Origin of the sequence: Pseudomonas baltica, from assembly GCF_031880315.1 — a bacterium.
GTDB lineage: Bacteria > Pseudomonadota > Gammaproteobacteria > Pseudomonadales > Pseudomonadaceae > Aquipseudomonas.
Genome location: NZ_CP134771.1, coordinates 2,417,763 through 2,441,144 on the forward strand (window position 1 = coordinate 2,417,763; position 23,382 = coordinate 2,441,144).

27 protein-coding genes are annotated in these 23,382 nt (G+C 61.8%); 14 read left to right on the forward strand and 13 right to left on the reverse strand.

Annotation, left to right across the window (positions count from 1 at the left end):
- Positions 1-88 precede the first annotated feature (88 nt).
- Positions 89-895, forward strand: a complete 807-nt coding sequence (locus tag REH34_RS10605) for a transglutaminase family protein (RefSeq protein ID WP_311971613.1) — start codon at positions 89-91, stop codon at positions 893-895.
- 310 nt (positions 896-1,205) lie between these two features.
- Here the strand turns inward: REH34_RS10605 and REH34_RS10610 are convergent, their stop codons facing one another.
- The 3 genes from REH34_RS10610 to REH34_RS10620 all read right to left on the reverse strand — a co-directional run bounded on the left by REH34_RS10610 (position 1,206) and on the right by REH34_RS10620 (position 3,450).
- A complete protein-coding gene (locus REH34_RS10610; protein ID WP_311972069.1) occupies positions 1,206-2,099 on the reverse strand; it encodes an alpha/beta hydrolase in 894 nt (297 codons plus the stop codon).
- A gap of 288 nt (positions 2,100-2,387) precedes the next feature.
- Complete coding sequence (locus REH34_RS10615; protein WP_311971614.1) at positions 2,388-3,074, reverse strand: LrgB family protein; 687 nt, start codon at positions 3,072-3,074, stop codon at positions 2,388-2,390.
- Positions 3,064-3,450 carry a CidA/LrgA family protein gene (locus tag REH34_RS10620; protein WP_311971615.1) on the reverse strand — a complete coding sequence of 129 codons (387 nt, stop codon included), beginning with the start codon at positions 3,448-3,450 and terminating at the stop codon, positions 3,064-3,066. Before REH34_RS10620 ends, REH34_RS10615 begins: the two co-directional genes overlap by 11 nt.
- A 107-nt stretch (positions 3,451-3,557) precedes the next feature.
- On the opposite strand from REH34_RS10620, the gene REH34_RS10625 reads away from it, so the two are divergent.
- A complete protein-coding gene (locus REH34_RS10625) occupies positions 3,558-4,454 on the forward strand; it encodes a LysR family transcriptional regulator (RefSeq protein WP_226502972.1) in 897 nt (298 codons plus the stop codon).
- Here REH34_RS10625 and REH34_RS10630 read toward each other — a convergent pair.
- Positions 4,444-4,899, reverse strand: coding sequence for a flavodoxin (locus tag REH34_RS10630; protein ID WP_311971616.1), 456 nt, complete (start codon positions 4,897-4,899; stop codon positions 4,444-4,446). The two genes, REH34_RS10625 and REH34_RS10630, sit on opposite strands and share 11 nt — an antisense overlap.
- A 175-nt stretch (positions 4,900-5,074) precedes the next feature.
- On the opposite strand from REH34_RS10630, the gene REH34_RS10635 reads away from it, so the two are divergent.
- Together REH34_RS10635 and REH34_RS10640 are read left to right on the forward strand one after the other, a co-directional pair.
- Positions 5,075-5,548 (forward strand): PAS domain-containing protein, encoded by a 474-nt coding sequence (locus REH34_RS10635; RefSeq protein ID WP_311971617.1) that lies wholly within the window; start codon positions 5,075-5,077, stop codon positions 5,546-5,548.
- Between the two features lie 62 nt (positions 5,549-5,610).
- Entirely contained in the window at positions 5,611-6,213 is a 603-nt protein-coding gene (locus REH34_RS10640) for a hypothetical protein (protein ID WP_226502969.1), read from the forward strand.
- A 147-nt stretch (positions 6,214-6,360) separates the two neighbouring features.
- Here the strand turns inward: REH34_RS10640 and REH34_RS10645 are convergent, their stop codons facing one another.
- The gene (locus REH34_RS10645) at positions 6,361-7,308 is read right to left on the reverse strand and encodes a MerR family transcriptional regulator (protein ID WP_226502968.1); all 948 of its coding nucleotides are present in this window, start codon (positions 7,306-7,308) and stop codon (positions 6,361-6,363) included.
- Positions 7,309-7,577: 269 nt separating this feature from the next.
- Between REH34_RS10645 and REH34_RS10650 the strand changes: the two genes are divergently transcribed.
- The 5 genes from REH34_RS10650 to REH34_RS10670 all read left to right on the forward strand — a co-directional run bounded on the left by REH34_RS10650 (position 7,578) and on the right by REH34_RS10670 (position 10,322).
- The gene (locus REH34_RS10650) at positions 7,578-8,159 is read left to right on the forward strand and encodes an antibiotic biosynthesis monooxygenase (RefSeq protein WP_226502967.1); all 582 of its coding nucleotides are present in this window, start codon (positions 7,578-7,580) and stop codon (positions 8,157-8,159) included.
- Between the two features lie 108 nt (positions 8,160-8,267).
- Positions 8,268-8,966 carry a dihydromonapterin reductase gene (gene folM / locus REH34_RS10655; RefSeq protein ID WP_311971618.1) on the forward strand — a complete coding sequence of 233 codons (699 nt, stop codon included), beginning with the start codon at positions 8,268-8,270 and terminating at the stop codon, positions 8,964-8,966.
- Positions 8,967-8,990: 24 nt separating this feature from the next.
- The gene (folE, locus tag REH34_RS10660; RefSeq protein WP_311971619.1) at positions 8,991-9,554 is read left to right on the forward strand and encodes a GTP cyclohydrolase I FolE; all 564 of its coding nucleotides are present in this window, start codon (positions 8,991-8,993) and stop codon (positions 9,552-9,554) included.
- Entirely contained in the window at positions 9,554-9,925 is a 372-nt protein-coding gene (gene folX / locus REH34_RS10665) for a dihydroneopterin triphosphate 2'-epimerase (RefSeq protein WP_226502964.1), read from the forward strand. The genes folE and folX overlap by 1 nt, the downstream gene beginning before the upstream one ends.
- A gap of 100 nt (positions 9,926-10,025) precedes the next feature.
- Positions 10,026-10,322 (forward strand): DUF1244 domain-containing protein, encoded by a 297-nt coding sequence (locus REH34_RS10670; protein ID WP_311971620.1) that lies wholly within the window; start codon positions 10,026-10,028, stop codon positions 10,320-10,322.
- 13 nt (positions 10,323-10,335) lie between these two features.
- Here the strand turns inward: REH34_RS10670 and REH34_RS10675 are convergent, their stop codons facing one another.
- From REH34_RS10675 to REH34_RS10690, 4 genes are all read right to left on the reverse strand, one after another.
- Positions 10,336-11,292, reverse strand: a complete 957-nt coding sequence (locus REH34_RS10675; protein WP_311971621.1) for a 2-hydroxyacid dehydrogenase — start codon at positions 11,290-11,292, stop codon at positions 10,336-10,338.
- Positions 11,293-11,318: 26 nt separating this feature from the next.
- Complete coding sequence (locus REH34_RS10680) at positions 11,319-12,089, reverse strand: SDR family oxidoreductase (protein WP_226502961.1); 771 nt, start codon at positions 12,087-12,089, stop codon at positions 11,319-11,321.
- A 35-nt stretch (positions 12,090-12,124) separates the two neighbouring features.
- A complete protein-coding gene (locus REH34_RS10685; protein ID WP_311971622.1) occupies positions 12,125-12,826 on the reverse strand; it encodes a fumarylacetoacetate hydrolase family protein in 702 nt (233 codons plus the stop codon).
- A 109-nt stretch (positions 12,827-12,935) separates the two neighbouring features.
- Complete coding sequence (locus tag REH34_RS10690) at positions 12,936-14,183, reverse strand: MFS transporter (protein ID WP_226502959.1); 1,248 nt, start codon at positions 14,181-14,183, stop codon at positions 12,936-12,938.
- A 554-nt stretch (positions 14,184-14,737) separates the two neighbouring features.
- On the opposite strand from REH34_RS10690, the gene REH34_RS10695 reads away from it, so the two are divergent.
- Together REH34_RS10695 and REH34_RS10700 are read left to right on the forward strand one after the other, a co-directional pair.
- Positions 14,738-15,652 (forward strand): AraC family transcriptional regulator, encoded by a 915-nt coding sequence (locus REH34_RS10695; RefSeq protein ID WP_311971623.1) that lies wholly within the window; start codon positions 14,738-14,740, stop codon positions 15,650-15,652.
- Between the two features lie 109 nt (positions 15,653-15,761).
- Positions 15,762-16,103, forward strand: coding sequence for a HopJ type III effector protein (locus tag REH34_RS10700; protein WP_311971624.1), 342 nt, complete (start codon positions 15,762-15,764; stop codon positions 16,101-16,103).
- 93 nt (positions 16,104-16,196) lie between these two features.
- On the opposite strand, the gene trxB is transcribed toward REH34_RS10700, so the two are convergent.
- Both trxB and REH34_RS10710 read right to left on the reverse strand, forming a co-directional pair.
- The gene (gene trxB, locus REH34_RS10705) at positions 16,197-17,162 is read right to left on the reverse strand and encodes a thioredoxin-disulfide reductase (RefSeq protein WP_311971625.1); all 966 of its coding nucleotides are present in this window, start codon (positions 17,160-17,162) and stop codon (positions 16,197-16,199) included.
- A gap of 173 nt (positions 17,163-17,335) precedes the next feature.
- Positions 17,336-17,935: a peroxiredoxin gene (locus tag REH34_RS10710; protein WP_226502955.1), complete on the reverse strand. Its 600-nt coding sequence runs from the start codon at positions 17,933-17,935 to the stop codon at positions 17,336-17,338.
- 207 nt (positions 17,936-18,142) lie between these two features.
- On the opposite strand from REH34_RS10710, the gene cysZ reads away from it, so the two are divergent.
- Positions 18,143-18,871 (forward strand): sulfate transporter CysZ, encoded by a 729-nt coding sequence (gene cysZ, locus REH34_RS10715; RefSeq protein WP_226502954.1) that lies wholly within the window; start codon positions 18,143-18,145, stop codon positions 18,869-18,871.
- Positions 18,872-19,022: 151 nt separating this feature from the next.
- On the opposite strand, the gene REH34_RS10720 is transcribed toward cysZ, so the two are convergent.
- The gene (locus REH34_RS10720) at positions 19,023-19,505 is read right to left on the reverse strand and encodes a glutathione peroxidase (RefSeq protein WP_226502953.1); all 483 of its coding nucleotides are present in this window, start codon (positions 19,503-19,505) and stop codon (positions 19,023-19,025) included.
- A 165-nt stretch (positions 19,506-19,670) separates the two neighbouring features.
- Complete coding sequence (locus REH34_RS10725) at positions 19,671-20,156, reverse strand: peptidylprolyl isomerase (RefSeq protein WP_311971626.1); 486 nt, start codon at positions 20,154-20,156, stop codon at positions 19,671-19,673.
- A gap of 187 nt (positions 20,157-20,343) precedes the next feature.
- Here REH34_RS10725 and pta point away from each other — a divergent pair, with 187 nt between their 5' ends.
- Positions 20,344-22,440 carry a phosphate acetyltransferase gene (pta, locus tag REH34_RS10730; RefSeq protein ID WP_311971627.1) on the forward strand — a complete coding sequence of 699 codons (2,097 nt, stop codon included), beginning with the start codon at positions 20,344-20,346 and terminating at the stop codon, positions 22,438-22,440.
- A 6-nt stretch (positions 22,441-22,446) separates the two neighbouring features.
- Positions 22,447-23,340, forward strand: a complete 894-nt coding sequence (locus REH34_RS10735; RefSeq protein WP_311971628.1) for an acyltransferase — start codon at positions 22,447-22,449, stop codon at positions 23,338-23,340.
- Positions 23,341-23,382 lie beyond the last annotated feature (42 nt).

Below are 23,382 nucleotides of genomic sequence, written 5' to 3' on the forward strand. Positions count from 1 at the left end.
TGAATGACGATCTCTTCACCACTGGCGCCCGTGACACTGGACGAAACTCGCTGGCAGGACTAAAACTGGTGCAAACGCGGAGACCGCCATGAGCCCACGCAATGCTTGCCTCGAATGCCTGACGCGCAGTCCTGTCGCGACCTTTGAGGCGGCGCTGTGGATCGCCGCCGAGCACGACCCGCAAGTGCATCCCGACAAGATCCTGCGCGGCTTTCGCGAATTACAGCTGGAAGTCAGTATCGGGCTGCCTATGCTGCCCGTCAGCGAACTTGCGCAACCCTTGTTGCGCCGCCTCAACAGCCTGGGTTTTCAACAAGACGACTTCCACCCCCTGCGCCCCCAGGCCGCCTTGCTCGACAAAGTGCTGGAGCGCAAGCGCGGGCAATCCCTGCCTTTGGCGTTGATTGCGCTGGAGCTGGCGCGTCGCCTGGATATTCCCCTGACAGGCGTGAATTTTCCCGGTCACTTTCTGCTCCGTGTGCCCGGTGCCGATCACCTGCTGGATCCTTGCGGTGGGCGCCGTCTCTATCCTGTGGATTGCCGCGAACTGCTCGGTCGCCAGTTCGGCCCACAGGTATCCCTGAAAGCCGATCACCTGCTGGAAGCCTCGGGACGCCAGATGCTGCAACGGCTTTCACGCAATCTGCGCCAGTTGCACTCCAGCCACGACAATCCCATCGCGGCCCTCAAGGATGCCGAACGCGTAATGGAGCTGGGATCGGCCACCGCCGCCGATTACCTGTCCAGGGCCGGACTGTACCAGCGCCTAGAGTGCCCGCAGGCCGAGCGCTACGATCTGGAGCACGCCCTGTTGCTGACAGAGGACCCGATCCAGCGCCTGCGCCTGACCGATCGCTTGCATCACCTGCCGACGGCCGTCACCGTCATGCACTGAAATGGCGCAGTCCTCACTGTTGCGGTGCAGGTAACAGTGAATGTCGCGATCAGTAGTTTTTCCCGACACCTCAAGCGCCTAAAATCAACTCACTGATCGACGATCACGGCGGTTAACGCTCTGTTAATCAAAGCGCTGCATCCTGCCCTTGTTGTCGAACTGTGTTTGTTTGCTCCTGTGTTGTTCCGTTGTTCTGACGTTTTGTTGCTCCTTCAAGTGAACGTCTTGTTTTGGCCACTGCCTATGCAGTGGCCTTTTTTATGCCCGCATTTTGTGGGGGTTGATCACTGGCACACAGCTGCGCGTGGCGTCAGAGCACGGCAACGCGACGTGTGACGGGTGCATGAAACTCGCGAAAATGGCGCAGCACCTGGGTCGGCGCTTCGGTATGCGGGTAGTGGCCGATATCCGGCAGCAACACCGTATCGGCACCCGGCATTAGCTGCCGATAGCGCTCGAGCATGCGCACACCGGCGATACGGTCGCTGCCGCCGACGATCATGCGCATGGCCACGCCCCCTTCCTGCATGGCCTGAGTCCAGCGTTCGCCATTGGCGCGGGTCTCTTGCAGATATCCCATCAAACGATGAAACACCCGCGGGCCCTGATTATGCGTCAGCAGTTGCCAGCAGTCGTCCAGCTCGCTTTCGTTGGGGCCGGTGTCGGGGCCGTAAAGCTCGGGAATGCTGCGCACCAGAGCGGCGCGATTGAAGACCCGCCCCACCCACCACCCCACAGGCCCCGATAGCCACCGATGCAGCCTGGCGGGGCGATGGGCGTCGGCGAACAGCCCACCATTGAGAAACACACAGCTGGCAATTCGGATCCGCTGCTGGGTATGGCGAAATATCAGCTCCTGAGCGACGTTGCTCCCGTAATCATGGGCCAGCAGATGCACGGGTTCGGTGATATTCAGATGCGCCAGCAGCGCCTGCTGCAGATCAGCCTGTTCCAGCAGACTGTAGGCGTGGCGACCGGGCTTGGCCGAGTCACCGAACCCCAGCATGTCGCAGGCGATCACACGGTACTGGCTGACCAGCGGCTTCCACAGATAATGCCAATCGTGGCTGGCGGTGGGAAAGCCGTGCAACAGCAATAACGGCTCGCCGCGCCCCGCAGTCCAGTAGCGGATGCTGTGGCCATTGAAGCTCAGAGCCTGCGACCGCGTGCGCCAGACGCCCAGCGGGATCTCGCCCAGGGGCATCATCGCTGCCCCGGCTGTCGACGGCCGCCACTGCGCGGGATTGCGCAGTGCGGGGCGTCGGGTATCGTCGATGAGGCACGCGCGACGGCGCCTATACGGATTGCAATCATGGCATTCACCCAGGCACTTGCTTGTGCGTCCTTGGGGCGAGTCTACGCAGAGCAAAAGGCAGCGGGCAGTTGCCTTGGCAGCCAGCTTGATGGCCTTGCGAGTCAGGCCTTGGGCGCCAAGGCGCGACCTGAGGGCGCCAACGCCTCAGACCATGGCTGCCCGGCACGTCACCGCTGATCAGATAATCGCGCCCAGCAGTGGCGCGGCAAAGAGGTTGAGCAGGCCGGTCAGCACCATCACCAGGCCCGCCACCGAGCCCTCTTCGCTGCCGACCTCTTGCGCACGGCTGACGCCCGCGCCGTGTGCGCCTACCCCAAACAATGCGCCACGTGCCAGCGGGCTGCGCAAGGGTAGCCATTTGAGCAGGATGCCGCCGAGCATCGCACCGAATACCCCGGTGAACAGCACGAATACCGCCGTCAGATCCGGCAAGCCACCCAGGTCATGGGACAACGGCATGGCGAACGGTGTGGTGATCGAGCGCGGTACCAGCGAAAGCGCCACTGAGCTGTCGAGTGCCAAGGCCCGCGCCAACCACCAGGAACTGGCGATCGAGGCGCAGCTGCCCACCAGCATGCCCAGCAGCAACGCCAGCCAGTGCCGCGCCAGCAACGCCCGCTGCTGCCAGATCGGAATAGCAAAGGCCACGGTCACCGGACCCAGCACCAGCAGTAGCCAATGAGTACTGCTGGAATATTCGGCATAGCCAGTGTGCATCGGTACTGCCACCGCAAACAGCAGCGCAGGCACCAGAATCAGCGGCGACAACAAGTAGCGGCGAGTCCGTCGATACAACCAGCGACTGAACAGATAGGCCAGCAACGTCAGCGCGAGCCAGAACAACGGCATAGGTTCAAGCGTCATGGCGCATTTTCCAGCGGCATACGGCGTCCACGGTAAAGGCCGTCACCAGCATCACCACCAGGGTACTGATGCCGATCACCACGCCGATACGCAGGCCCTCCTGACGCAGCAGAGTGCCGTAATCGAGCATGCTCATCAGCGCCGGTATGAAGAACAGCAGCATTTCGGCCATCAACAGCCCGGCGCCCAGTTGCAGCGAAGCGGGCTTGGCCACGTTGAAGGCGAAAGCCAACAGCAGCAAACCGAGGCCGATCACGCCACCCGGAATGGGCCAGTGAAACCATGCAGCCATTTGACCGCCGAATAGGCAGAGTGCCAGCAGGATAGCCATTTCGGTGGCGGCCCTGGACCAGTATTTAACGCGGGTGGGATTCATCGATTGGACCTCTGCAGTAGAGGCAGTTTACGAAGCCCCCCGCCATCCCAAAAGAGAATTATTAGACTACACTCGATTCCAATCCGGAATGCCAATGGGGCTGCATCGTGGAATTCAAGCAGTTACGCAGCTTTGCCGAGGTGGTACGCCAAGGCGGGTTCACCCAAGCGGCCCTGACCCTGCATATCAGCCAATCGGCAGTGAGCAAACAGGTCGCGCAGCTTGAACAGAGCCTAGGTGTGAAGCTCATCGAGCGCCAGGGCCAACCGTTGCAACTGACGGCAGCCGGCCATACCGTCCTGCAACATGCCGACGCCATGTTGCGGCTGCGCCAGGAGATGCACCGCGAACTCGACGACCTCAGCCAACTCGCCCGCGGCGAGCTGCGCGTGGGGCTACCGCTGCTGGGCAGCAACACCTTGTTCGCCAGCCTGTTCGCGGCCTATCGCCTGCGGTATCCGAACATCGAGGTGCACCTGCTCGAAGGCGGCAGCCGGACGATCGAGCAAGCGGTGCTCAACGGTGAGCTCGAGCTGGGCGGTGCACTGACCTCGAACAATCCGGCGTTCGCTTCCCAGCCGTTCTGCGATGAGCCGCTCGATGCGCTGTTGCCCGCCGACCATCCCTTGGCAGGTAATCAACAAGTGCACCTGGCGGAACTGGCCGATACGCCGTTCCTGCTATATCAGCGCAGCTTCGTACTCAACGATCGCTTGCTGCAAGCGTGCCAGGCGGCAGGCTTCACGCCCAAGGAGGGCGGCCGCAGCGGCCAGGCGGATTTCCTCGCGGCACTGGTGGCGGCTGGCCAAGGCGTGGTGCTGCTGCCCAGCGTGGTCGCCCGCGCCCTGGTGCGGCCGGGGGTGATTCGCCTGCGACTGGTGGAGGCGAGCCATCTGCGTTGGGATATCGCGTTCATCTGGCGCCAGGGCGCCTATCTGTCGCGGGCGGCCCAAGCCTGGCTGCAATTGCTGCGCGAACGTGGACTGACGCCGGTCAGCCCTTGAGGTGGGCGATGAGTGCCTGCAACCAGGGCTCGGCATCGTCTTCCTGGTCGACCGTCTCGCTGGCATCCAGGCGCAGCATCGGTTGCACTTCCTCTACGCCCAGCTCGGCGTACAGCTCACGGATGATCTCGCCGCCGCCGCAGTAGGTGTCGTCGTAGCTGGCATCGCCAAGGCCGATCACCGCGCCTGGCAAACCGCGCAAGGCCGCCGGCAGTTGATCACGCAATTGTCCGTAGAGCGCTTGCAGGCTGTCCGGCAATTCGCCCAGGCCCGTGGTCGAGGTTACCGCCAGCAGCGCTTGGGGTGCGAAGCCCAGCAACTCGTCGAACGTGGCGCGAGGGCTGTAGAACACCTCGAAGCCCGCCGCTTTGAACAGCGACTCGGCGCGGCGGGCGACATCTTCGGCCACACCGTAGACGGAACCGGAAAACACAGCGACTTTCATGGCGCAGGTCCTGTAACAGGTTAAACGCCAGATGATACCAGCTGCCCCGAAAGACTTCGAATGCCCGCGCGCCAATCGCAGTTAGCCATGATCCGCGCCGCCGGTTTTTGCGTATCCTCTGCAATACCCGCTCAATCGCGCCTATAGGGGCCAATCAGTGGAGCAAAAAAGCCCGATGATCAATGCCAATCTGCTACAGCTGATGGTCAACGCCTCAAACGACGGCATCGTCATTGCCGAACAGGAAGGCGAAGACAACATCCTTATCTACGCCAATCCGGCCTTCGAGCGCCTCACGGGCTACTCGGCCAATGAAACCCTGTATCGCGACTGTCGCTTCCTGCAGAACGGCGAACGGGATGACGCTGCCTTGCGATCGCTGCGCGAGGCGATCGACAACGGCCAGCCGAGCCGGCAGATTCTGCGCAACTATCGCAAGGACGGCAGCCTGTTCTGGAACGAACTGTCCATTACCCCGGTGCGCCACGACGCCAGCCAACGCACCTATTACATCGGTATTCAGAAGGACGTCAGCGACGTGGTGGCGGCACGGCAGCGAATCGTCGAACTGGAGCGCAGCCTTGAGCGGGCTCAAAAGCAAATCGCAGCACTTCAAGGTGACCAGCAAGAAGGTGACCAGCGGCCGTAACAAAATTGATAAACTGCGGTCGAAATAATCGCCCTTCCGTCTTTTATCTGTCGAGCACGAGCATGCAATCTGACGCCCTCCTGACACAGGATGAGCTGGACTTCATTCAGACGATGCAACACAACCCGCAGCTGAACGTGCGCGATGCCACGGCCAGCTTGCTGGTGAATGGCGGTGTGCAGATAAAGGACTTGCTGACCCGACTGGTGGCCCAGGATCACGTGACGATCCAGGCACAATTTGAAAACCAGCAGATCAGTTTTCCACTGCAGCTGGTCGAAGACGAATTTCACGCCCAGCACATCAAGCTCGGGGCGCCGACCATTTATGAGGACGGCCCGATGATTCGCCCGTGGCGCTTGACGCTGGCGACGCCAGTCTCGCTGCAGAGCGATGACGGCAAGCCGACTGGCCTGTGGGCACGGGAACTGTCGTTCAACGGCATGCTCATCGAAGCCCGAGACCGCGCGGCGCCACTGGTACTGTCGGCGTGGTTCGCGCCAGACGGCTTCAGTGCCATGGCCATGAAAGGCAAGCGCCAGCGCAAGACCGCCGATGGCCTGTTCGCGTACCGCCTGCAGGAAAATACCGCACAGGAAACCGAGCGCCTGCGGCAATTCATTTTGCAGCAGCACCAGTTGAGCCATCCTCAGCTGCATGCCTGATCGCCGCTTTGTGTCGCGTTCGCTGGCCTCTTCGCGAGCAAGCTTTGCTCCTGTGGGCGTACGACTCACGCTCAACCCTGTGGGAACAAGGGTGCGCGTTCGGCGGTGAAGAGGCCGGTGAAGCCAGTACACATGCAACGCCTTCGCTCAAGTATCCAGATGGCCCTCCAGATATTGCAAAAGACGTCGCTGCATCAATCGCCCCTCGCCGCCCAGGCAAGCGATCTGCGTGCCGATCAGCACTTCATGCGCCAGCTCGGAAGCCTCGCCCATCAGCATCAGCGGGCACTCGAGCGTCATCCCCAGCTTGAGCAACTGCCGCGGCTGCTCGCCATTGAGCGGGCGATGTGAGAACAGCGCCAGGGCATGGGGCTGGATCTTCTCGCACACCAGGCTCAGTTCGTTCAAGGGCTGCCCCAACGCCAGCACGTGGACATCCACCTGCGGACCGGCCAGCATCAAGCCTGCCACCAGCACTTCAAGTTCGCGGGTCGGCCCGGGCATGGCGGCCACCACCACGACCCAGGCCTGGCCATGCCCACGCGTAAGCTGCAGACGCTGCAGGGCACGGGCTCGCAGAAAACTGTCAAGAAACAGCCATTCACTGGTATGCCCGTAGCCTTCCTGGCGCCCCAGCAAGGTCTGCCAGACCGGCATCAGCACTTCCTGAAATGCCACCACCAGCGGGTAGCTGGAGAACACTTGGCCGTAGATGCGCTCCAGCTGTGGCTCATCGAACGCGGCCACGGCCCGGCGCACCTGAGCCTGCCACTCATGCCACTCGGCACGGGCACCACCCTGCTCTGCGTTGTCGCCATGAGCGCCATGAGTGCGGGCGAGAATCTTGCCGACCTTGCTCACCGCTACGCCACGCTCGATCCACATCAGGGCGGTACGGACGTCGTCGATATCGGCGCGCGAATACAAGCGATGCCCGCTTTCAGTGCGCGTTGGCTGGATCAGACCGTAGCGCCGCTCCCAGGCCCGCAGCGTGACGGGATTGATACCCGTGACTCGCGACACCTCGCGAATCGGGAACAGCTCTTCGCTGTGCAGAGCCTGACTATCGCGCAGATCGGAGGAGAAATCAGTCATTGCGAGCAAAACCGAGGGTTAGCGAGTGTGCCGACATTCTAACCCTCATGGCGCTCGTGCAGGATAGCGCCGCTGAATTCGTCGGCCTGTCCGATACATGCTGCAACACACCTCACAATCCGGAATAATCCTTGCTTGTCTGATCAGGCGTTATCGCCGATGGCTGCACTACCTGCAGCCGCCCAGCCCTGAAGCACAGCCCACCACCCCGGCGCTGCGCTTTTTTTGAGCCCCTTACCCAGGACGCTCGATACGTACGGAGATACACAATGTCGACCTCACCCGTCACCCTCATGGTCGCGCGCCGCGCTGCCGAAGGTCATTACCAGGAACTGATTGCCTGGCTGCACGAAGGCGAACACCTGGCCACCGACTTTCCTGGCTACCTGGGTTCCGGCGTGCTGGCTCCGCCCCCCGACGACGACGAATTCCAGATCATCTTCCGCTTCGCCGATGAGGCAACCCTGCACGCCTGGGAGCATTCGGCCTCGCGCCAATCCTGGCTACAGCGTGGCAGCGGTCTGTTCGCCCAGCCCCACGAGCACCGCGTGGCCGGCACCGACGGCTGGTTCGGCAACGTCGCCCACCCTTCTCACCCACCGCGCTGGAAGCAGTCCGTGGCCGTGTGGCTGGCGTTTTTCCCGGTCAACCTGGCCTTCAACTTTCTGCTGGGCCACTGGTTGAGCGAGATGAGCCTGGTGCCACGAATCATGCTCAGCACCCTGGTGCTGACGCCGATCATGGTGTGCTGGTTCATACCGCTCTCTTCGCGCCTGCTGGCCGGCTGGTTGCATCCGGCGCCGAAGCCCGCGATAGCGTCCCCAGTGCAGGCCGCGACGTCTACACGCTAATGCACGGGTAAGGTTGTACAAGACTGGCCAGTGGTATAACTTTGCTGCAAACCCCGTGCTACCCGGCCCCAGGATGCCACGGCCCTCTGCACACACCACGAGCCCGTCATGCCTGCCCCCGCCCCTATTCTGATCACCGGCGCCAGCCAGCGCATCGGTTTGCATTGCGCACTGCGCCTGCTGGAACAGGGGCAGCCGGTCATCGCCAGCTATCGCAGCGAACGCCCTGGGGTAAAGCAGTTGCAGGCCGCCGGCGCGCAAACGCTGTTTGCCGATTTCGCCACCGAGGCCGGCATCGAAGCCTTCATTGCCACGCTCAAGGCCACCACGCCGACGCTACGCGCCATCGTCCACAACGCATCGCTGTGGCTGACCGACGACGCCGAGGACGCGCTGCAACGCATGCTCAATGTGCACCTGCGCGCCCCTTACCTGATCAACCTGCACTGCGCCGAGCTGCTCCAGCACGGCGGCCCGGCCGACATCATCCATATCAGCGACGATGTCACCCGCAAGGGCAGTGCCCGACACATCGGCTACTGCGCCAGCAAAGCCGGCCTCGATAGCCTGACCCTGTCATTCGCCGCTCGCTTGGCCCCGGCGATCAAGGTCAACGGTATCGCCCCCGCACTGATCCAGTTCAATCCCGATGACGATGCGGCCTATCGAGCCAAAGCCCTGAGCAAATCGGCCCTGGGCATCGAGCCCGGCGCTGAAGTGATCTACCAGAGCCTGCGCTATCTGCTCGACAATCCCTACGTCACCGGAACCACTCTGCCCGTCAACGGCGGCCGCCATCTGAAATAAAGCGCCCGCGAGGATGACCCTGCGATGACTTCCAATCTGCCAGACCACTACCGTGAAATTCTCAGGAAGCTGGGCGAAGACCCGGACCGCGAAGGACTGCGCGACACCCCCAAACGCGCCGCGAAGGCCATGCAATACCTGTGTCACGGCTACACCCAGACGGTCGAGGAGATCGTCAACGGCGCGCTGTTCGCCTCCGACAACGACGAGATGGTGATCGTCAAGGACATCGAGCTCTACTCGTTGTGCGAACATCACCTGCTGCCCTTTATCGGCAAGGCGCACGTGGCCTACATTCCAACGGGTAAAGTGGTGGGGCTGTCGAAAATCGCCCGCATCGTCGACATGTTCGCCCGGCGTCTGCAGATCCAGGAAAACCTGACCCGCGAAATCGCCGACGCCATACAGAGCGTTACCGCAGCTTCCGGCGTGGCGGTAGTGATCGAGGCCAAGCACATGTGCATGATGATGCGCGGCGTGGAAAAACAGAACTCGCTGATGAATACCTCGGTGATGCTCGGCGCCTTTCGCGAGTCGAGCACCACTCGCCAGGAATTTCTGCAATTGATTCGACGGAGTAACGATTAATGCCACAACTGGAGCCAGGCACTGCGCGCATCCGGGTCAAGGATCTGCGCTTGCGCACGTTTATCGGCATCAACGAAGACGAGATCGTCAACAAGCAAGATGTGCTGATCAACCTCACCATCCTCTACCCGGCCCAGGAGGCCGTGCGCGACAACGACATCGATCACGCCCTCAACTACCGCACCATCACCAAGGCGGTGATTCAGCACGTCGAGGGCAATCGCTTCGCCCTGCTCGAGCGCCTGACTCAGGAGTTGCTCGACCTGGTCATGCAGCACGAGGCCGTGCGGTACGCCGAGGTCGAGGTCGACAAGCCTCACGCGCTGCGCTTTGCCGAATCGGTATCGATCACCCTCGCCGCCCAGCGCTGATCGCCGCTGGGGCATTGCCGCCCCGGCCTGCGACTCTTATCATCGCGCCTTCGATAATTCACTTCAGCGCCGCCACAGGCGCTGCTCGCGAGGAGCCAACATGACTGATCAACAACGCCTGGAGCTCGAAGCCGCCGCGTTCCGCCGACTGGTCGCACATCTGGGCAACCGCACCGACGTGCAGAACATCGATCTGATGAACCTCTCGGGCTTTTGCCGCAATTGCCTGTCCAAATGGTACAAGGCCGCCGCCGACGAGCGCGCCATCGAGGTCAGCCTCGATGACGCCCGCGAGGTGGTGTACGGCATGCCGTATAACGAGTGGAAGTCCCTTTATCAGAAAGAAGCGAGCGCCGAGCAGTCCGCCGCGTTCGCCAAAGGCAAACCTCAAGCGTAACGTCGGCGCCGCCTCAGGCCGTCACGCTATTGGCCGGGACCTTGCCGGCCAAGGCATCCGCCAGACTCGCAAGTACCATCTCGCCCATGCGCGTGCGGGTCTGTACGGTCGCGCTGGCGCGGTGCGGTTGCAGCACCACGTTCTCGCGGGCAAACAGGCTCTCGGGCACCCGCGGTTCATCGACGAACACGTCCAGGCCAGCGCCGGCGATAGTGCCCGCCTGCAAAGCGGCGAGCAGATCGGGCTCGTTGACCAGCCGGCCACGGGCGACATTGATCAGATACCCTTCAGCACCCAGAGCCTCCAGCACGCCCGCATCGATCAGGCCCTCGGCCTTGTCGGCGGCGGCCGCGACGATGAGCGCATCGCTGCCCCGTGCCAGCTCGAGCAGGTCGGCAACAAAGGTGTGCGGCACGTCGTCCATGGCGCGCAAGTCGGTGTAACTGATCGGGCAGCCAAACGCTGCCGCCCGAGTGGCCACCGCACGTCCTACGCGCCCCATGCCGACGATGCCCACGCGCAGGCCGCTGACCTGACGCGCCAGGGGCAAGGGCGCCAGTGGCGTGGCGGTGGTCGCCCACTGGCCGCTGCGCACATAGCGGTCACTGGTGCACAGGCCGCGGCACACGCCGATCAGCAACCCCATGGCGAGGTCAGCGACATCTTCGGTCAAGGCCCCCAGGGTGGCCGTGACATGGATGCCACGGTCGCGGGCATAGGCCAGGTCCACCGCATCAGTGCCCACGCCATTGACCGCCACCACTTCGAGCTGCGGCAACTGCGCCATCACTTCCCGGGTAATACCGGTATGGCCGCCGGTGACCACGCCGCGCACGTTGCCGCCCACTTCACGCAGGTAGGCTGGCTTGTCGGTCTGCAGGTAGTAGGGATGCACGGTGTACAAGGCTTCAAGCTGCTCGCGCACGTGGGGGATGAGGATGGGGCTAAGTTGCAGAACTTCAGGCTTCATGAACGAAATCTCCAGGCGAAAAGGGCTCAGCCGCGACCAACAAATGGCATGTTGGTGGCCATCACCGTCATGTTCAGCACGTTGGCCGACAGCGGCAGCGAGGCCATGTAACGCACCGCTCCGGCGATGTGCTCGACATCGCACATGGGCTCGGTGGCCATGGTGCCGTTGGCCTGGCGCACGCCTTTGGTCATGCGCTGCGACAGCTCGGTCAGAGCGTTGCCGATGTCGATCTGGCTGCAGGCGATATTGAATTCGCGCCCGTCCAGGGCCAGGCTCTTGGTCAACCCCAGCACCGCATGCTTGCTGGCCGTGTAGGGCGCGGTGAAGGGCCGCGGGGTATGGGCCGAGATCGAACCATTGTTGATGATCCGCCCTCCCTGAGGCTGCTGGCGGCGCATCAGTTCGAAGGCGCCGCGGCTGCACAGGTACACACCGGTCACGTTGGTATTGATGACGTCCAGCCAGTTCTGCACCGGCAGTTCGTCCATCGGCACTGCGGGGGCGTTGATACCCGCGTTGTTGAAAATCACATCGAGGCGGCCATAGACCTCCTCGACACTCGCGAACAGCGCATCGACGCTGGCCGGATCGCGAACATCCGTCGGTATGGCGATGGCCTCGCCACCTTGGGCGCGGATCTCCTCGACCAGCGTCTGCAGTGGCTCGGGGCGGCGCCCGGCCAGAGCCAGACGATAACCGTCAGCCATCAAGGCGAGCGTCACGGCGCGACCGACCCCGCTGCCGGCGCCGGTGACCAGCGCGATTTTTGCGGAAGAATCAGTGTTGTTGGACATTGTAATGACTCCTTGGCGTAAAAATGATCAAAGCTTCAGCGTGTGGGCCGTTGGCCCACGCGCACTTGCAATCTGGCGATACCCTCGATGCCTGCGCTGATCAGATCGCCCGGCTGCAGCGGCTCGACCCCCGGTGGCGTGCCGGTCATGATCAAGTCGCCCGCCTCCAGGCGCAGCGAGCGTGACAGCTGGCTGACCACCTCGGCGACCGACCAGATCTGCGCCTCGAGATCGGAGCGCTGGCGCTCGATGCCATTGACCGCCAGCCACAACGCCCCTTGTTGGGGATGGCCAATACGGGCGCTGGGCACGATGGGCGTGACCGGCGCCGAGGCATCGAACGCCTTGGCGGCCTCCCATGGCTGGCCGGCAGCCTTGGCCGCCATCTGCAGATCGCGGCGCGTCATGTCCAGCCCTGCGGCGTAACCCCACACGTGCTCCAGCGCGCGCGCCTCGGGGATATCCACGCCGCCGATGCCGATCGCCACGACCAATTCGATTTCCGGGCAGAACTCGTCGGTCTGTACCGGGAAGTCCACGCGCGCGGTGGCTTCGACCACGGCACTGGCGGGCTTCATGAAAAACAGCGGAAAGCTGCGTGGCGCGGCCACGGCGTCGCCCCACAGATAGTTGCGGCCCAGGCAGAAAACTCGCGCCACGGGAAACCGCTGAGTGCTGCCGTCCACGGGCAGGCTGCTCACTGCCGGGGGAGCAATCACATAGTCGTTCATTATCATTCCTTGGCTAGAGTGCGGTGCTGGCTAAAGCCTAAGGCATGCCAGCACCGCAAAGTTGGACGATGCGGTGAGGAAACTGGACTTATCCAAGCTCCTCGCACACGGGGCTTCAGCGTGCCTGCAGGACGATCCGGTGCAGGCGCCCGAGCAACAGCGAATAGGACAGGCAACCGATCATGGCCACCGCGCCAATGAACCAGAAGGCCGCCGAGAACTTGCCGGTTTCATGCAGAATCCAGCCGATCACGATGGGCGTGACGATGCCGCCGATATTGGCCGCGAGGCTGGTGATGCCACCGGTGAGGCCGATCAGCTCCTTGGGTGCGACTTCCGAGACGGCCGCCCAGGAGGCCGATGCAATGCCTTGAGCGAAGAACGCCACGGTCAGCACCGCGATGCACAGCACGTTGGAGTCGGTAAAGTTGACCAGCACGATCGACATGCCCAGCGCCGAGCCCACGACCAGCGGCAGCTTGCGGGCGAACGACAGGCTCACCCCGCGGCGGATCAGCAAATCGGAGACAATCCCCGCCAACAGAATGCCGACCGTGGCACCAATGAACGGCAGTACCGCGAAGATCCCCACCTTGACCATGGTCAGGTGACGCTCCTCGATCAGGTAGGTCGGAAACCAGGTCAGGAAGAAATACAGCACCGAGGTGTTGGCGAACTTGCCGATACAGATGGCCCACACCTGGCGATAGCGAAACAGCTCGGTGATCTGCCGCCAGTTGAAGCGGGTGCGCTCCTGGCTGCTCCTGACCAGGCCGCCGCCGTCCTCGATATAGGCCAGCTCTTCAGGGCTGACTTTTTTGCAATTCAGCGGATCACGATAGACATACAGCCAGAAAACCCCGAACACGATGCCGACGATACCGGTGCTGTAGAACACGTGGCGCCAGTCGTAGGTGGTCGCCAGCCACAGCAGTGCGCCGGTGAACAACGCGGTGCCCAGATACTGGCCGCACACATAGATGCTGCTGGCCAGACCGCGCTCACGGGCCGGGAACCACACCGTGACCGCACGGCTATTGGCGGGGAATGCAGGCGCTTCCATCGCACCGATGGCCAGACGCAGGCCGAACAGCGAAGCGAAGCCGCCCACCAAGCCCTGGCAAACGGTCACCGCCGACCAGGACACCAGCGACACGCCGTAGGTCACCCGCGAGCCGAAGCGGTCGGCAATAAAACCGGCCGGCACCAGCGCGAACGCGTAGGTCCAGGCGAAAGCCGAGAACACCAGGCCCATCTGCACCTTGTCGAGGCCCAGATCCTTGGCCATGAAGGGCGCGGCGATAGAGATATTAACCCGGTCGACGTAGTTGATGATCGTCGCTATCAACAGCAGCGAGAGCATGATCCAGCGCCGGCGCGTAGGCAGACGCGTACTGGCTGCGGCCTGTGGCGGGCTTCCAATGGTATTTTCGCGATTATCGACAAGGGGCACTGCGCCAGCGTGAACGCTCGCGCCAGAAGCCCGCAACACGGGACCTTCGGGACGACTCGACATGATATTCCTCATTATTTTTATTGAGTATCGAGTGCTGTGGCTGGCGTCAGACACCATCACAACATGGCCCTACGTTATCGTACAAGTTCGCCAAATCAATCGATCGCTTATATTCTTTTATGCTTTAAAACAGATCGAAAGCTGCCAAGTACAAAAATAATATCAAGATAAAATTCGCCAATACGCATGTACGAAGTCGCCGTAAGTACTGAAATAGAGCCTTTTTTATGCATCAGTATTTTGCGCTTTTTTTGGATTTGACCGATCATCCGCCAGACCGGATTAATGCAAAAAGTTATCGGACAAGCATCCATTAAATTTTCTCAAAACGCTCATTACCCCCTCGAATGCAAGCGCCGCTTCCCCTACCATGGTTGCCATACAAGAAAGGAAGCCTTTCCATGCAATTGACTTCTCGGGTGCCGACTTACGGCATGCAACAACGTAGCGAGCGGGCCGACTTTCATATCCGCGAGCAATTCGAGCGCAGCGCCGAGCCCGGCCCCCATCGTCACGAATATTTTCAGATCCAGGTCAATCTGGGCGGCGATACCGTGCAGCTCATTGGTGGCATCGAACGGCCATTTCCGCGCAACACCCTGGCGTTCATCCTGCCGCACCGTGTGCATTTCATCCCGCATCCGGTGGATGGCAAAGGCGTGGTGCTGAATTTTTCCCAGGAATTTCTGCTGCCGCATCTGCACTGTGATCCACTCGATCTCGAAGATGTGTCGATTCAGCAGGCGCCGGAGCTGTCACCGTTTCGCTTTCAGCAGCAACTGGATTTCACGCTGGGCGACAGCGCGTTCGCTGAGGTGCTCGCGCTGCTGGAACGGATGCGCGGCCTCGACGGTTCGCGCCAGTTCGGCACCCGTGAAGGGCTCAAGGGCTGCCTGCTGCAACTGATCGGTAGAGTCTGCCAGTTATACGCCGAGCCGTTGTTGGCCCTGGCCGGCAGCAACGCCGCGCAGGCTAGCCGCCGTGACGCACTGGGGCGTATGACCGAGTATGTGCGCGAACACCTGGCCGATCCCGAGCTGGATTTAAAGAAGGTGGCTGCGGCAACCTACCTGTCCCCCAACTATTTGACCCACTGGCTGCGCAAGGAGATCGGCAAGAGTTTCAGCGAGTTGGTACTGGAGCGGCGCATGCACCTGGCGCGTCAGCTGCTGTTGACCGGCAGCAAGCCGGTGGGCGAGATCGCGCGGCTGTGTGGCTTTGCCGACGAGGCTTATTTCTCCCGGCGCTTTCGTCATGCCCACGGCTTGCCACCCGGTCAGTTCCGCCGCCAGCAGACGCAGTTACAGGTGCCCTGACCCGACTGACTTGATGTTTAAACAGCCATGGCGCGCGCGAAAAAGTTAATATAGGTAACCGATTGAAAACTTTCGCAAATATCCATCCGTTAAGCAGGAGCCCACTGCCATGACCGAAATCAACGCTTTCCGCGCCAGCCTCGAAACAGGCAGCAACCTATTTGCCGACACCTTGGCTTTCGTCGCCGAGCATTACGATTACACGCCTCAGGCATTCAACAACGGCAGTGTCGAAAACGCCGCCGGCCAGAACGAAGGCTCGTGCAAGACCATCGGCCTGGCCGTGCTCGAAGGCCTCAGCGACCAGGAAGTCCTGCTGGCATTCGGCGAGCACTATCGCTCGGTTGTGGCGACGCCCGATGGCAGCGACCACGGCAATATCCGCAACCTGATCGCCCACGGCCTGGCCGGAGTGAAGTTCGCCGGGCAGCCGTTGAGCCGCAAGGGCTGAACTGAATTGCAGGCATAAAAAAACCGGCTGTCGATGGCCGGTTTTTTATGTTCGGGGATATTCGCCAGCAGTACCGGCCCCACGCGAATCGGATCAGGTGAACGTAGCGTTCGCCAAGCCATCCAGATAACGCTCGACGTCCAGCGCGGCCATACAGCCGGCACCGGCCGAGGTAATCGCCTGGCGATACACGTGGTCAGCCACGTCACCGGCAGCGAAAACACCCTCGACGCTGGTCGCGGTGGCATTGCCTTCACGGCCGCCCGACACCACCATGTAGCCATCTTTGAGCGCCAGCTGACCTTCGAACAGGGACGTGTTCGGGGTGTGCCCGATGGCGATGAACACGCCGTCGACCTTCAGCTCGCTGAGGCTGCCGTCGTTGTTCTTCAAGCGTGCACCAGTGACGCCCGCTTTGTCGCCCAGAACTTCGTCCAGGGTTTCGTTGAGCTTGAGTTCGATCTTGCCCTCGGCGACACGTGCGTGCAGCTTGTCGATCAGGATCTTCTCGGCGCGGAAAGTCTCGCGACGGTGAACCAAAGTCACCTTGCTGGCGATGTTGGCCAGGTACAGCGCCTCTTCGACGGCCGTGTTGCCACCGCCGACCACGGCGACCGGCTTGTTGCGGTAGAAGAAGCCGTCACAGGTGGCACAGGCCGATACACCCTTGCCCATGAAGGCCTCTTCCGACGGCAGGCCCAAGTAGCGAGCGCTTGCACCGGTGGCGATGATCAGCGCGTCGCAGGTGTAGGTGCCGCTGTCGCCGGTCAGCGAAAACGGTTTGCCCGCCAGGTCTACGGAGTTGATATGGTCGAAGACGATTTCGGTTTCGAAACGCTCGGCGTGTTCTTTCATGCGTTCCATCAATACCGGGCCGGTCAGGCCGTGGACATCGCCCGGCCAATTGTCGACTTCGGTGGTGGTGGTCAGTTGACCGCCCGCCTGCATGCCGGTGATCAGCAGCGGCTTGAGGTTGGCCCGCGCGGCGTAGACGGCCGCGCTGTAACCGGCAGGGCCGGAACCGAGAATGATGACCCGCGAATGACGAACTTCAGACATGACACTCTCCTATCGACCGGCCTTTGCATCGCCTGGGTCGCATCGCCGGATACCGGCGGAAAATAAAAAGGATCGACGCAGCACTTGGGGAAGGCTTTATGTCGCCGATCCTGAAACTGTAGCCATATAGCTTTGAGGGCAGTATGGCGCAGGTGGATCACAACACCTCACCCTTACAGGCTGGTGGCGTTCTCGGCCAGGTAATCGGCAACGCCCTTGGCGTCGGCCTTCATGCCTTTCTGACCTGGGCGCCAGCCGGCTGGGCACACTTCACCGTGTTGTTCGGTGAACTGCAGGGCTTCGACCAGGCGGACCATCTCGTCCACTTCGCGGCCCAGCGGCAGGTTGTTGACCACCTGGTGCTGCACCACGCCTTGCTGGTCGATCAGGAAGGACGCTCGCAGGGCCACGCCGTCTTCGTGCTCGATGCCGTAGGCGCGGGTGATCTCGTGCTTGACGTCGGCGACCATCGGGAACTCGACGGCGCCGATGCCGCCTTTTTCGACCGGCGTGCTGCGCCAGGCGTAGTGAGTGAACTGCGAGTCGATCGACACACCCACCACTTCAACACCCAACTCGCGGAATTTGCCGATGCGGTTGTTGTGGGCGATGATTTCGGATGGGCACACGAAGGTGAAGTCCAGCGGCCAGAAGAACAGCACAACGTACTTGCCCCTGAGCGATGACAACTTGAAGCTGTCGACGATCGAGCCATCACCCAGCACGGCCGGGGCGTCGAAGTCAGGGGCTTGTTTGTTGACCAGAATACTCACGCAATCTCCTTGAGGCGTTGGCCTCGAAAGTTGATGGACTGAAGGGTTTCAAATTCGATGGGCACAGCTTAACGAGGTGCAGGCGATTAGTGAAATGCCCTTTTACAATTCGACCCATAGCGATGGGCTATCCATCCTTGGTAGCTTATCGCTCGCGTTCCCGCTACCACAGACGCCCGATTCCTGCGCACCATCGATGGAGCTCTAATGCCTCTCCCCGTATTGTCCGGTCCCGATTACCTGCGCGAGGGCCTGAAACTGGTCCTGAGCCCGGGCCTGCGAATGTTCGTGCTGATGCCACTGCTGATCAACCTGATCCTGTTCGTCGGCCTGATCTACTTCGCCGGGCACGAATTCCGCCTGTGGGTCGACGCGTTGATGCCCAGCCTGCCCCATTGGCTCGACTTTCTCAGCTACATCCTCTGGCCCCTGTTCGTAGTGCTGGTGGCCTTTATGGTGTTCTTTACCTTCACCATGCTCGCCAACGTCATCGCCGCGCCATTCAACGGCTTCCTGGCGGAAAAGGTTGAGGTGGTGGTGACCGGCAAGGATGAATTCCCGGCGTTCAGCATGGGCGAACTGATTGAAATGGTCCCGCGCACCTTCTCCCGCGAAATGCGCAAGCTCGGTTATTACCTGCCGCGCGCGGCGGCCCTGCTGGTGCTGTCGTTCATTCCGGTGGTCAACATCATCGCCGCGCCACTGTGGTTGCTGTTCGGGGTCTGGATGATGGCGATCCAGTACATCGACTACCCGGCGGACAACCACAAGATGAGCTGGCAGGACATGCTCGCCTGGCTTAGGCAAAAGCGCTGGAAGTGTTTGAGTTTTGGCGGGATCGTATATCTGGTGCTGCTGATACCGCTGGTCAATGTGTTGATGATGCCAGCAGCGGTGGCGGGGGCGACATTGTTCTGGGTACGGGAGCGGGGGTGAGGCTTCACGTCATGTATTGACGGTACCGACGCGTTCGCGGGCAAGCCTCGCGCTCACAGGTGTAAGACACCGGAACTGCTTGCACTGTGGGAGCAAAGCTTACTCGCGAAGTGGCCCGGTTGGCCAGGACAGATTCAGCAGCCCGCGACATTCAAGCCAGCGCTTTTTCGATCGCAGCAATGATAGCCGGATCATCCGGCGTGGCTCGCGGCGAAAAGCGCGCCAGCACGCGGCCGTCCTTGCCGACCAGAAACTTTTCGAAGTTCCAGGTGATATCCCCGGGAAACTCCGCGCCCTCTCCTGCCAGCAGGCGATATAGGGAATGACGATGCGGGCCGTTGACCTCCACCTTGCTGCCCAGGGGAAAGGTCACACCATAGTTGAGCGTGCAGAATTCCTGAATCTCGGCCTCGGTGCCTGGCTCCTGGCCGGCAAACTGATTGCAAGGCAAGCCCAGAATGCTGAAGCCTTGATCGTGGTACTTCTGGTAGAGGCTCTCCAGCCCTGCGTACTGGGGCGTGAGCCCGCACTTGGAGGCCACGTTCACCACCAATACCACTTTGCCCTTCAGCGGCGCCAGCGGCAGCTCCTTGCCGTCCAGCGCCTTGAGCTTGAGTTCATGAAATGCACTCATGGAGTAATCCCCTGTTCGAATCCCGTCACGGCCCGCGAGCCTGTCCTTTCGAACAACACTAACAGACTGAAAAGGCGCCCGTCCAAGCCCTTCGCTCACCGTATCAAAGGTGGCGCGGAACTCGAACGGGCGCCTTCGCGGCTACCCTTGAGCTTAGCAGCTCAATCAGTGGTGATGACCGCCTTCGCCGTGCACGTGACCGTGAGCGACTTCTTCCTGGCTGGCATCACGCACGTCGACGACCTTGACCTGGAAATTCAGACGCTGGCCGGCCAACGGGTGGTTGCCATCGACTGTCACGTCGTCGCCGTCCAGATCGCGGATGGTGACGATCTGCATCTGGCCATCGGGGGCCGAAGCGTGGAACTGCATGCCGACTTCCAGCTCGTCGACACCCTCGAACATGCTGCGGCTCAGAGTGCTGACCAGTTCGGCCGAGTACTCGCCGTAGGCGTCCTCAGGCTCGACAGCAACGGTGAGTTCGTCACCAACGTCTTTGCCGACGAGGGCTTTTTCCAGACCTGGAATGATATTACCTGCGCCATGCAGGTAAACCAGCGGCGCGCCGCCGGCGGAGCTGTCGATGACCTCACCAGCGTCGTTGGTGAGGGTATAGTCGATAGAGACAGCCTTGTTAGCGGCAATCGGCATGGGCGAGACCTTTACGAAAGAATGTAGAACGATCAAGTGTAACCAAGCATCCGCCCGAAAGCGAACTGAACACTGACAGACGGGGCCACTCGAAAACCTCGTCCATTGTCGATACCCTTGGCGACGGATCCCGCGATCGGCGACCCATACGCCGACGCCTGTGCAGTGCTGACCCCGAGATGATCGCATGCAAACATTTTTTCTCGCGCCGACCGATTTTGGCGTAGGCCTGACTTCCATCAGTCTCGGACTGGTCCGCAGCCTGGAGCGTGCCGGTCACAAAGTAGGCTTTTTCAAGCCCATCGCCCAGCCCCATCCGGGCGATACCGGCCCCGAGCGCTCCACCGAACTCATCGCCCGCACCCATGGCCTGCGCCCGCCCAAACCGCTGGGCCTGGCCCATGTCGAACGCATGCTGGGCGACGGCCAGCTGGATGAACTGCTCGAAGAAATCATCACGCTGTATCAGGAAGCGGCCATCGGCAAGGACGTGCTGATCGTCGAAGGCATGGTCCCCACCCGCAGCGCCAGCTACGCCGCTCGGGTCAACCAGCATCTGGCCAAAAGCCTCGACGCCGATGTGATTCTGGTGGCCGCCCCGGATGGCGACGTGCTGGCCGAGTTGTCCGGCCGAGTGGAGCTGCAGGCGCAGCTGTTCGGTGGCCCGCGGGACCCCAAGGTGCTCGGCGTGATCCTCAACAAGGTGCGTACCGACGAATCCCTGGAGGTGTTCACCACGCGCCTCAAGGAGCATTCCGCCCTGCTGCGCAGCGGCGAGTTCCGCGTGCTCGGCGCTATCCCCTTCCAGGCCGACCTCAATGCCCCGCGCACCCGCGACGTCGCCGAACTGCTGGGCGCCCAGGTGATCAACGCGGGCGATTTCGAAGTGCGGCGCATGGCCAAGATCATCATCTGCGCGCGCACCGTGCTCAACACCGTGCCGCTGCTCAAGCCCGGCGTATTGGTAGTGACCCCCGGCGATCGCGACGACATCCTCCTGGCCGCCAGCCTGGCATGGCTCAACGGCGTGCCGCTGGCGGGAATTCTGCTGACCAGCGATTCGCTGCCCGACCCGCGCATCATGGAGCTGTGCCGAGGCGCCCTGCAGAGCGGCCTGCCGGTGCTGTCGGTGAGCACGGGGTCGTACGATACGGCGACTCAACTCAATCAGCTGAACAAGGAAATCCCCATCGATGACCGCGAACGTGCAGAGATCATCACCGATTTCGTCGCCAGCTACCTCGACTCCAACTGGCTGCATCAGCGCTCCGGTACGCCGCGAGAAATGCGCCTGTCGCCGGCGGTGTTCCGTTATCAGTTGATCCAGCGCGCGCAGCAGGCCAACAAGCGCATCGTCCTGCCCGAAGGCGCCGAGCCCATGACCGTGCAAGCCGCTGCCATCTGCCAGGCGCGCGGCATCGCCCGTTGCGTGCTGCTGGCCAAGCCCCAGGACGTGCACGCCGTGGCTCGCGCTCAAGGCATCGAATTGCCTGAAGGGCTGGAGATCCTCGACCCGGACCTGATCCGCGAGCGCTACGTCGAGCCGATGGTCGAACTGCGCAAAAGCAAGAACCTCAACGCCCCCATGGCCGAGCAGCAACTCGAGGACCCGGTGGTGATCGGCACCATGATGCTGGCCCTCGATGAAGTCGACGGCCTGGTGTCGGGGCTGATCCACTCCACCGCCAACACCATTCGCCCGGCCCTGCAGCTGATCAAGACAGCGCCGGGCTGCACCTTGGTGTCCTCGGTGTTTTTCATGATGTTTCCCGAAGAAGTACTGGTGTACGGCGACTGCGTGATGAACCCGCACCCCACGGCCAGCGAACTGGCCGAGATCGCCCTGCAAAGCGCCGACTCGGCCCAGGCGTTCGGGATCCCTGCGCGAGTGGCGATGATCAGCTACTCAAGCGGTCACTCGGCCAGCGGCGAAGAGGTCGAGAAGGTCCGCGAGGCGACGCTGCTGGCCAAGGAGGCTCAGCGCGAACTGCTGATCGACGGCCCGCTGCAATACGACGCCGCTGCCAACGAGCATGTCGCCCATCAACTGGCGCCGGACAGCCCGGTGGCTGGCCGCGCCACGGTATTCGTGTTCCCGGACCTGAATACCGGCAACACCACCCACAAGGCGGTACAGCGCAGCGCCGACTGCGTCAGTCTCGGGCCGATGCTGCAAGGCCTGCGCAAACCGGTCAACGACCTGCCACGGGGCGCGCAAGTGGACGACATCGTCTACACCATCGCCCTGACTGCCATTCAGGCCAACCGAATTCTGGAGCTATAGGCATCCATGCTGGCATTTCTCCCCGGCCCAGTGCGCGGCTCCCTCGCCGCGCTGATTCTGGCGTTCAATACCATTCTTTGCTGCACCCCGCTGTTCGTCGTGGCGTTGGTCAAGGCCTGCATACGCGTTGTACCGGTGCAACGTGCTTGCGACCGCCTGCTGCGCTTCATCCACGAAAGCTGGATCAACAACAACCGCATCTGGGTCGACCCGGTGCAGTGGCATGTCAGCGGCTTGCAAGGGCTGGACTACAGCCACTCCTATCTGGTCACCAGCAACCACCAGAGCTGGGTCGACATCATGGTCCTGCAGTACCAGCTCAACCGGCGGGTGCAGCCTTTGAAGTTCTTTCTCAAGCAGGAGCTGATCTGGGTGCCAATCATCGGTGTGGCGATGTGGGCATTAGGCTTCCCGTTCATGAAGCGCTACACCAAGGCGTATCTTGAAAAGCATCCGGAAAAAAAGGGCAAGGACTTGCAGACCACCCGGCGCACCTGCGCCAAGTTTCGCCATCAGGCCACGGGCATCTTCAATTTCGTCGAAGGCACACGTTTCACCGAAGCCAAGCATGCCCAGCAGCAGTCGCCGTTTCGCTACTTGCTCAAGCCAAAGGCCGGGGGTATCGCCTTTGTGCTGGATGCCATGGGCGAGCAGTTGCAATCGCTGGTCGACGTGACCATTCATTACCCGCAAGGGCGGCCGGGGTTCTGGGACATGTTGTGCGGGAATGTGCCGGAGATCGTCGCGCAGTTCGAAGAAGTGGCGATTCCGGCCGAGTTCATCGGCAAGAGTTACGATCAGGATATGGACTATCGCCAAGCGTTTCAGCAGTGGATCAATGCGTTGTGGGTGGCCAAGGATGAGCGGCTGGGGCAGCTGCATCGGCAGTATCCGGGTTGATCCGGGATCGCTGCTGACATTACTGCACAAATCCCAGGCATA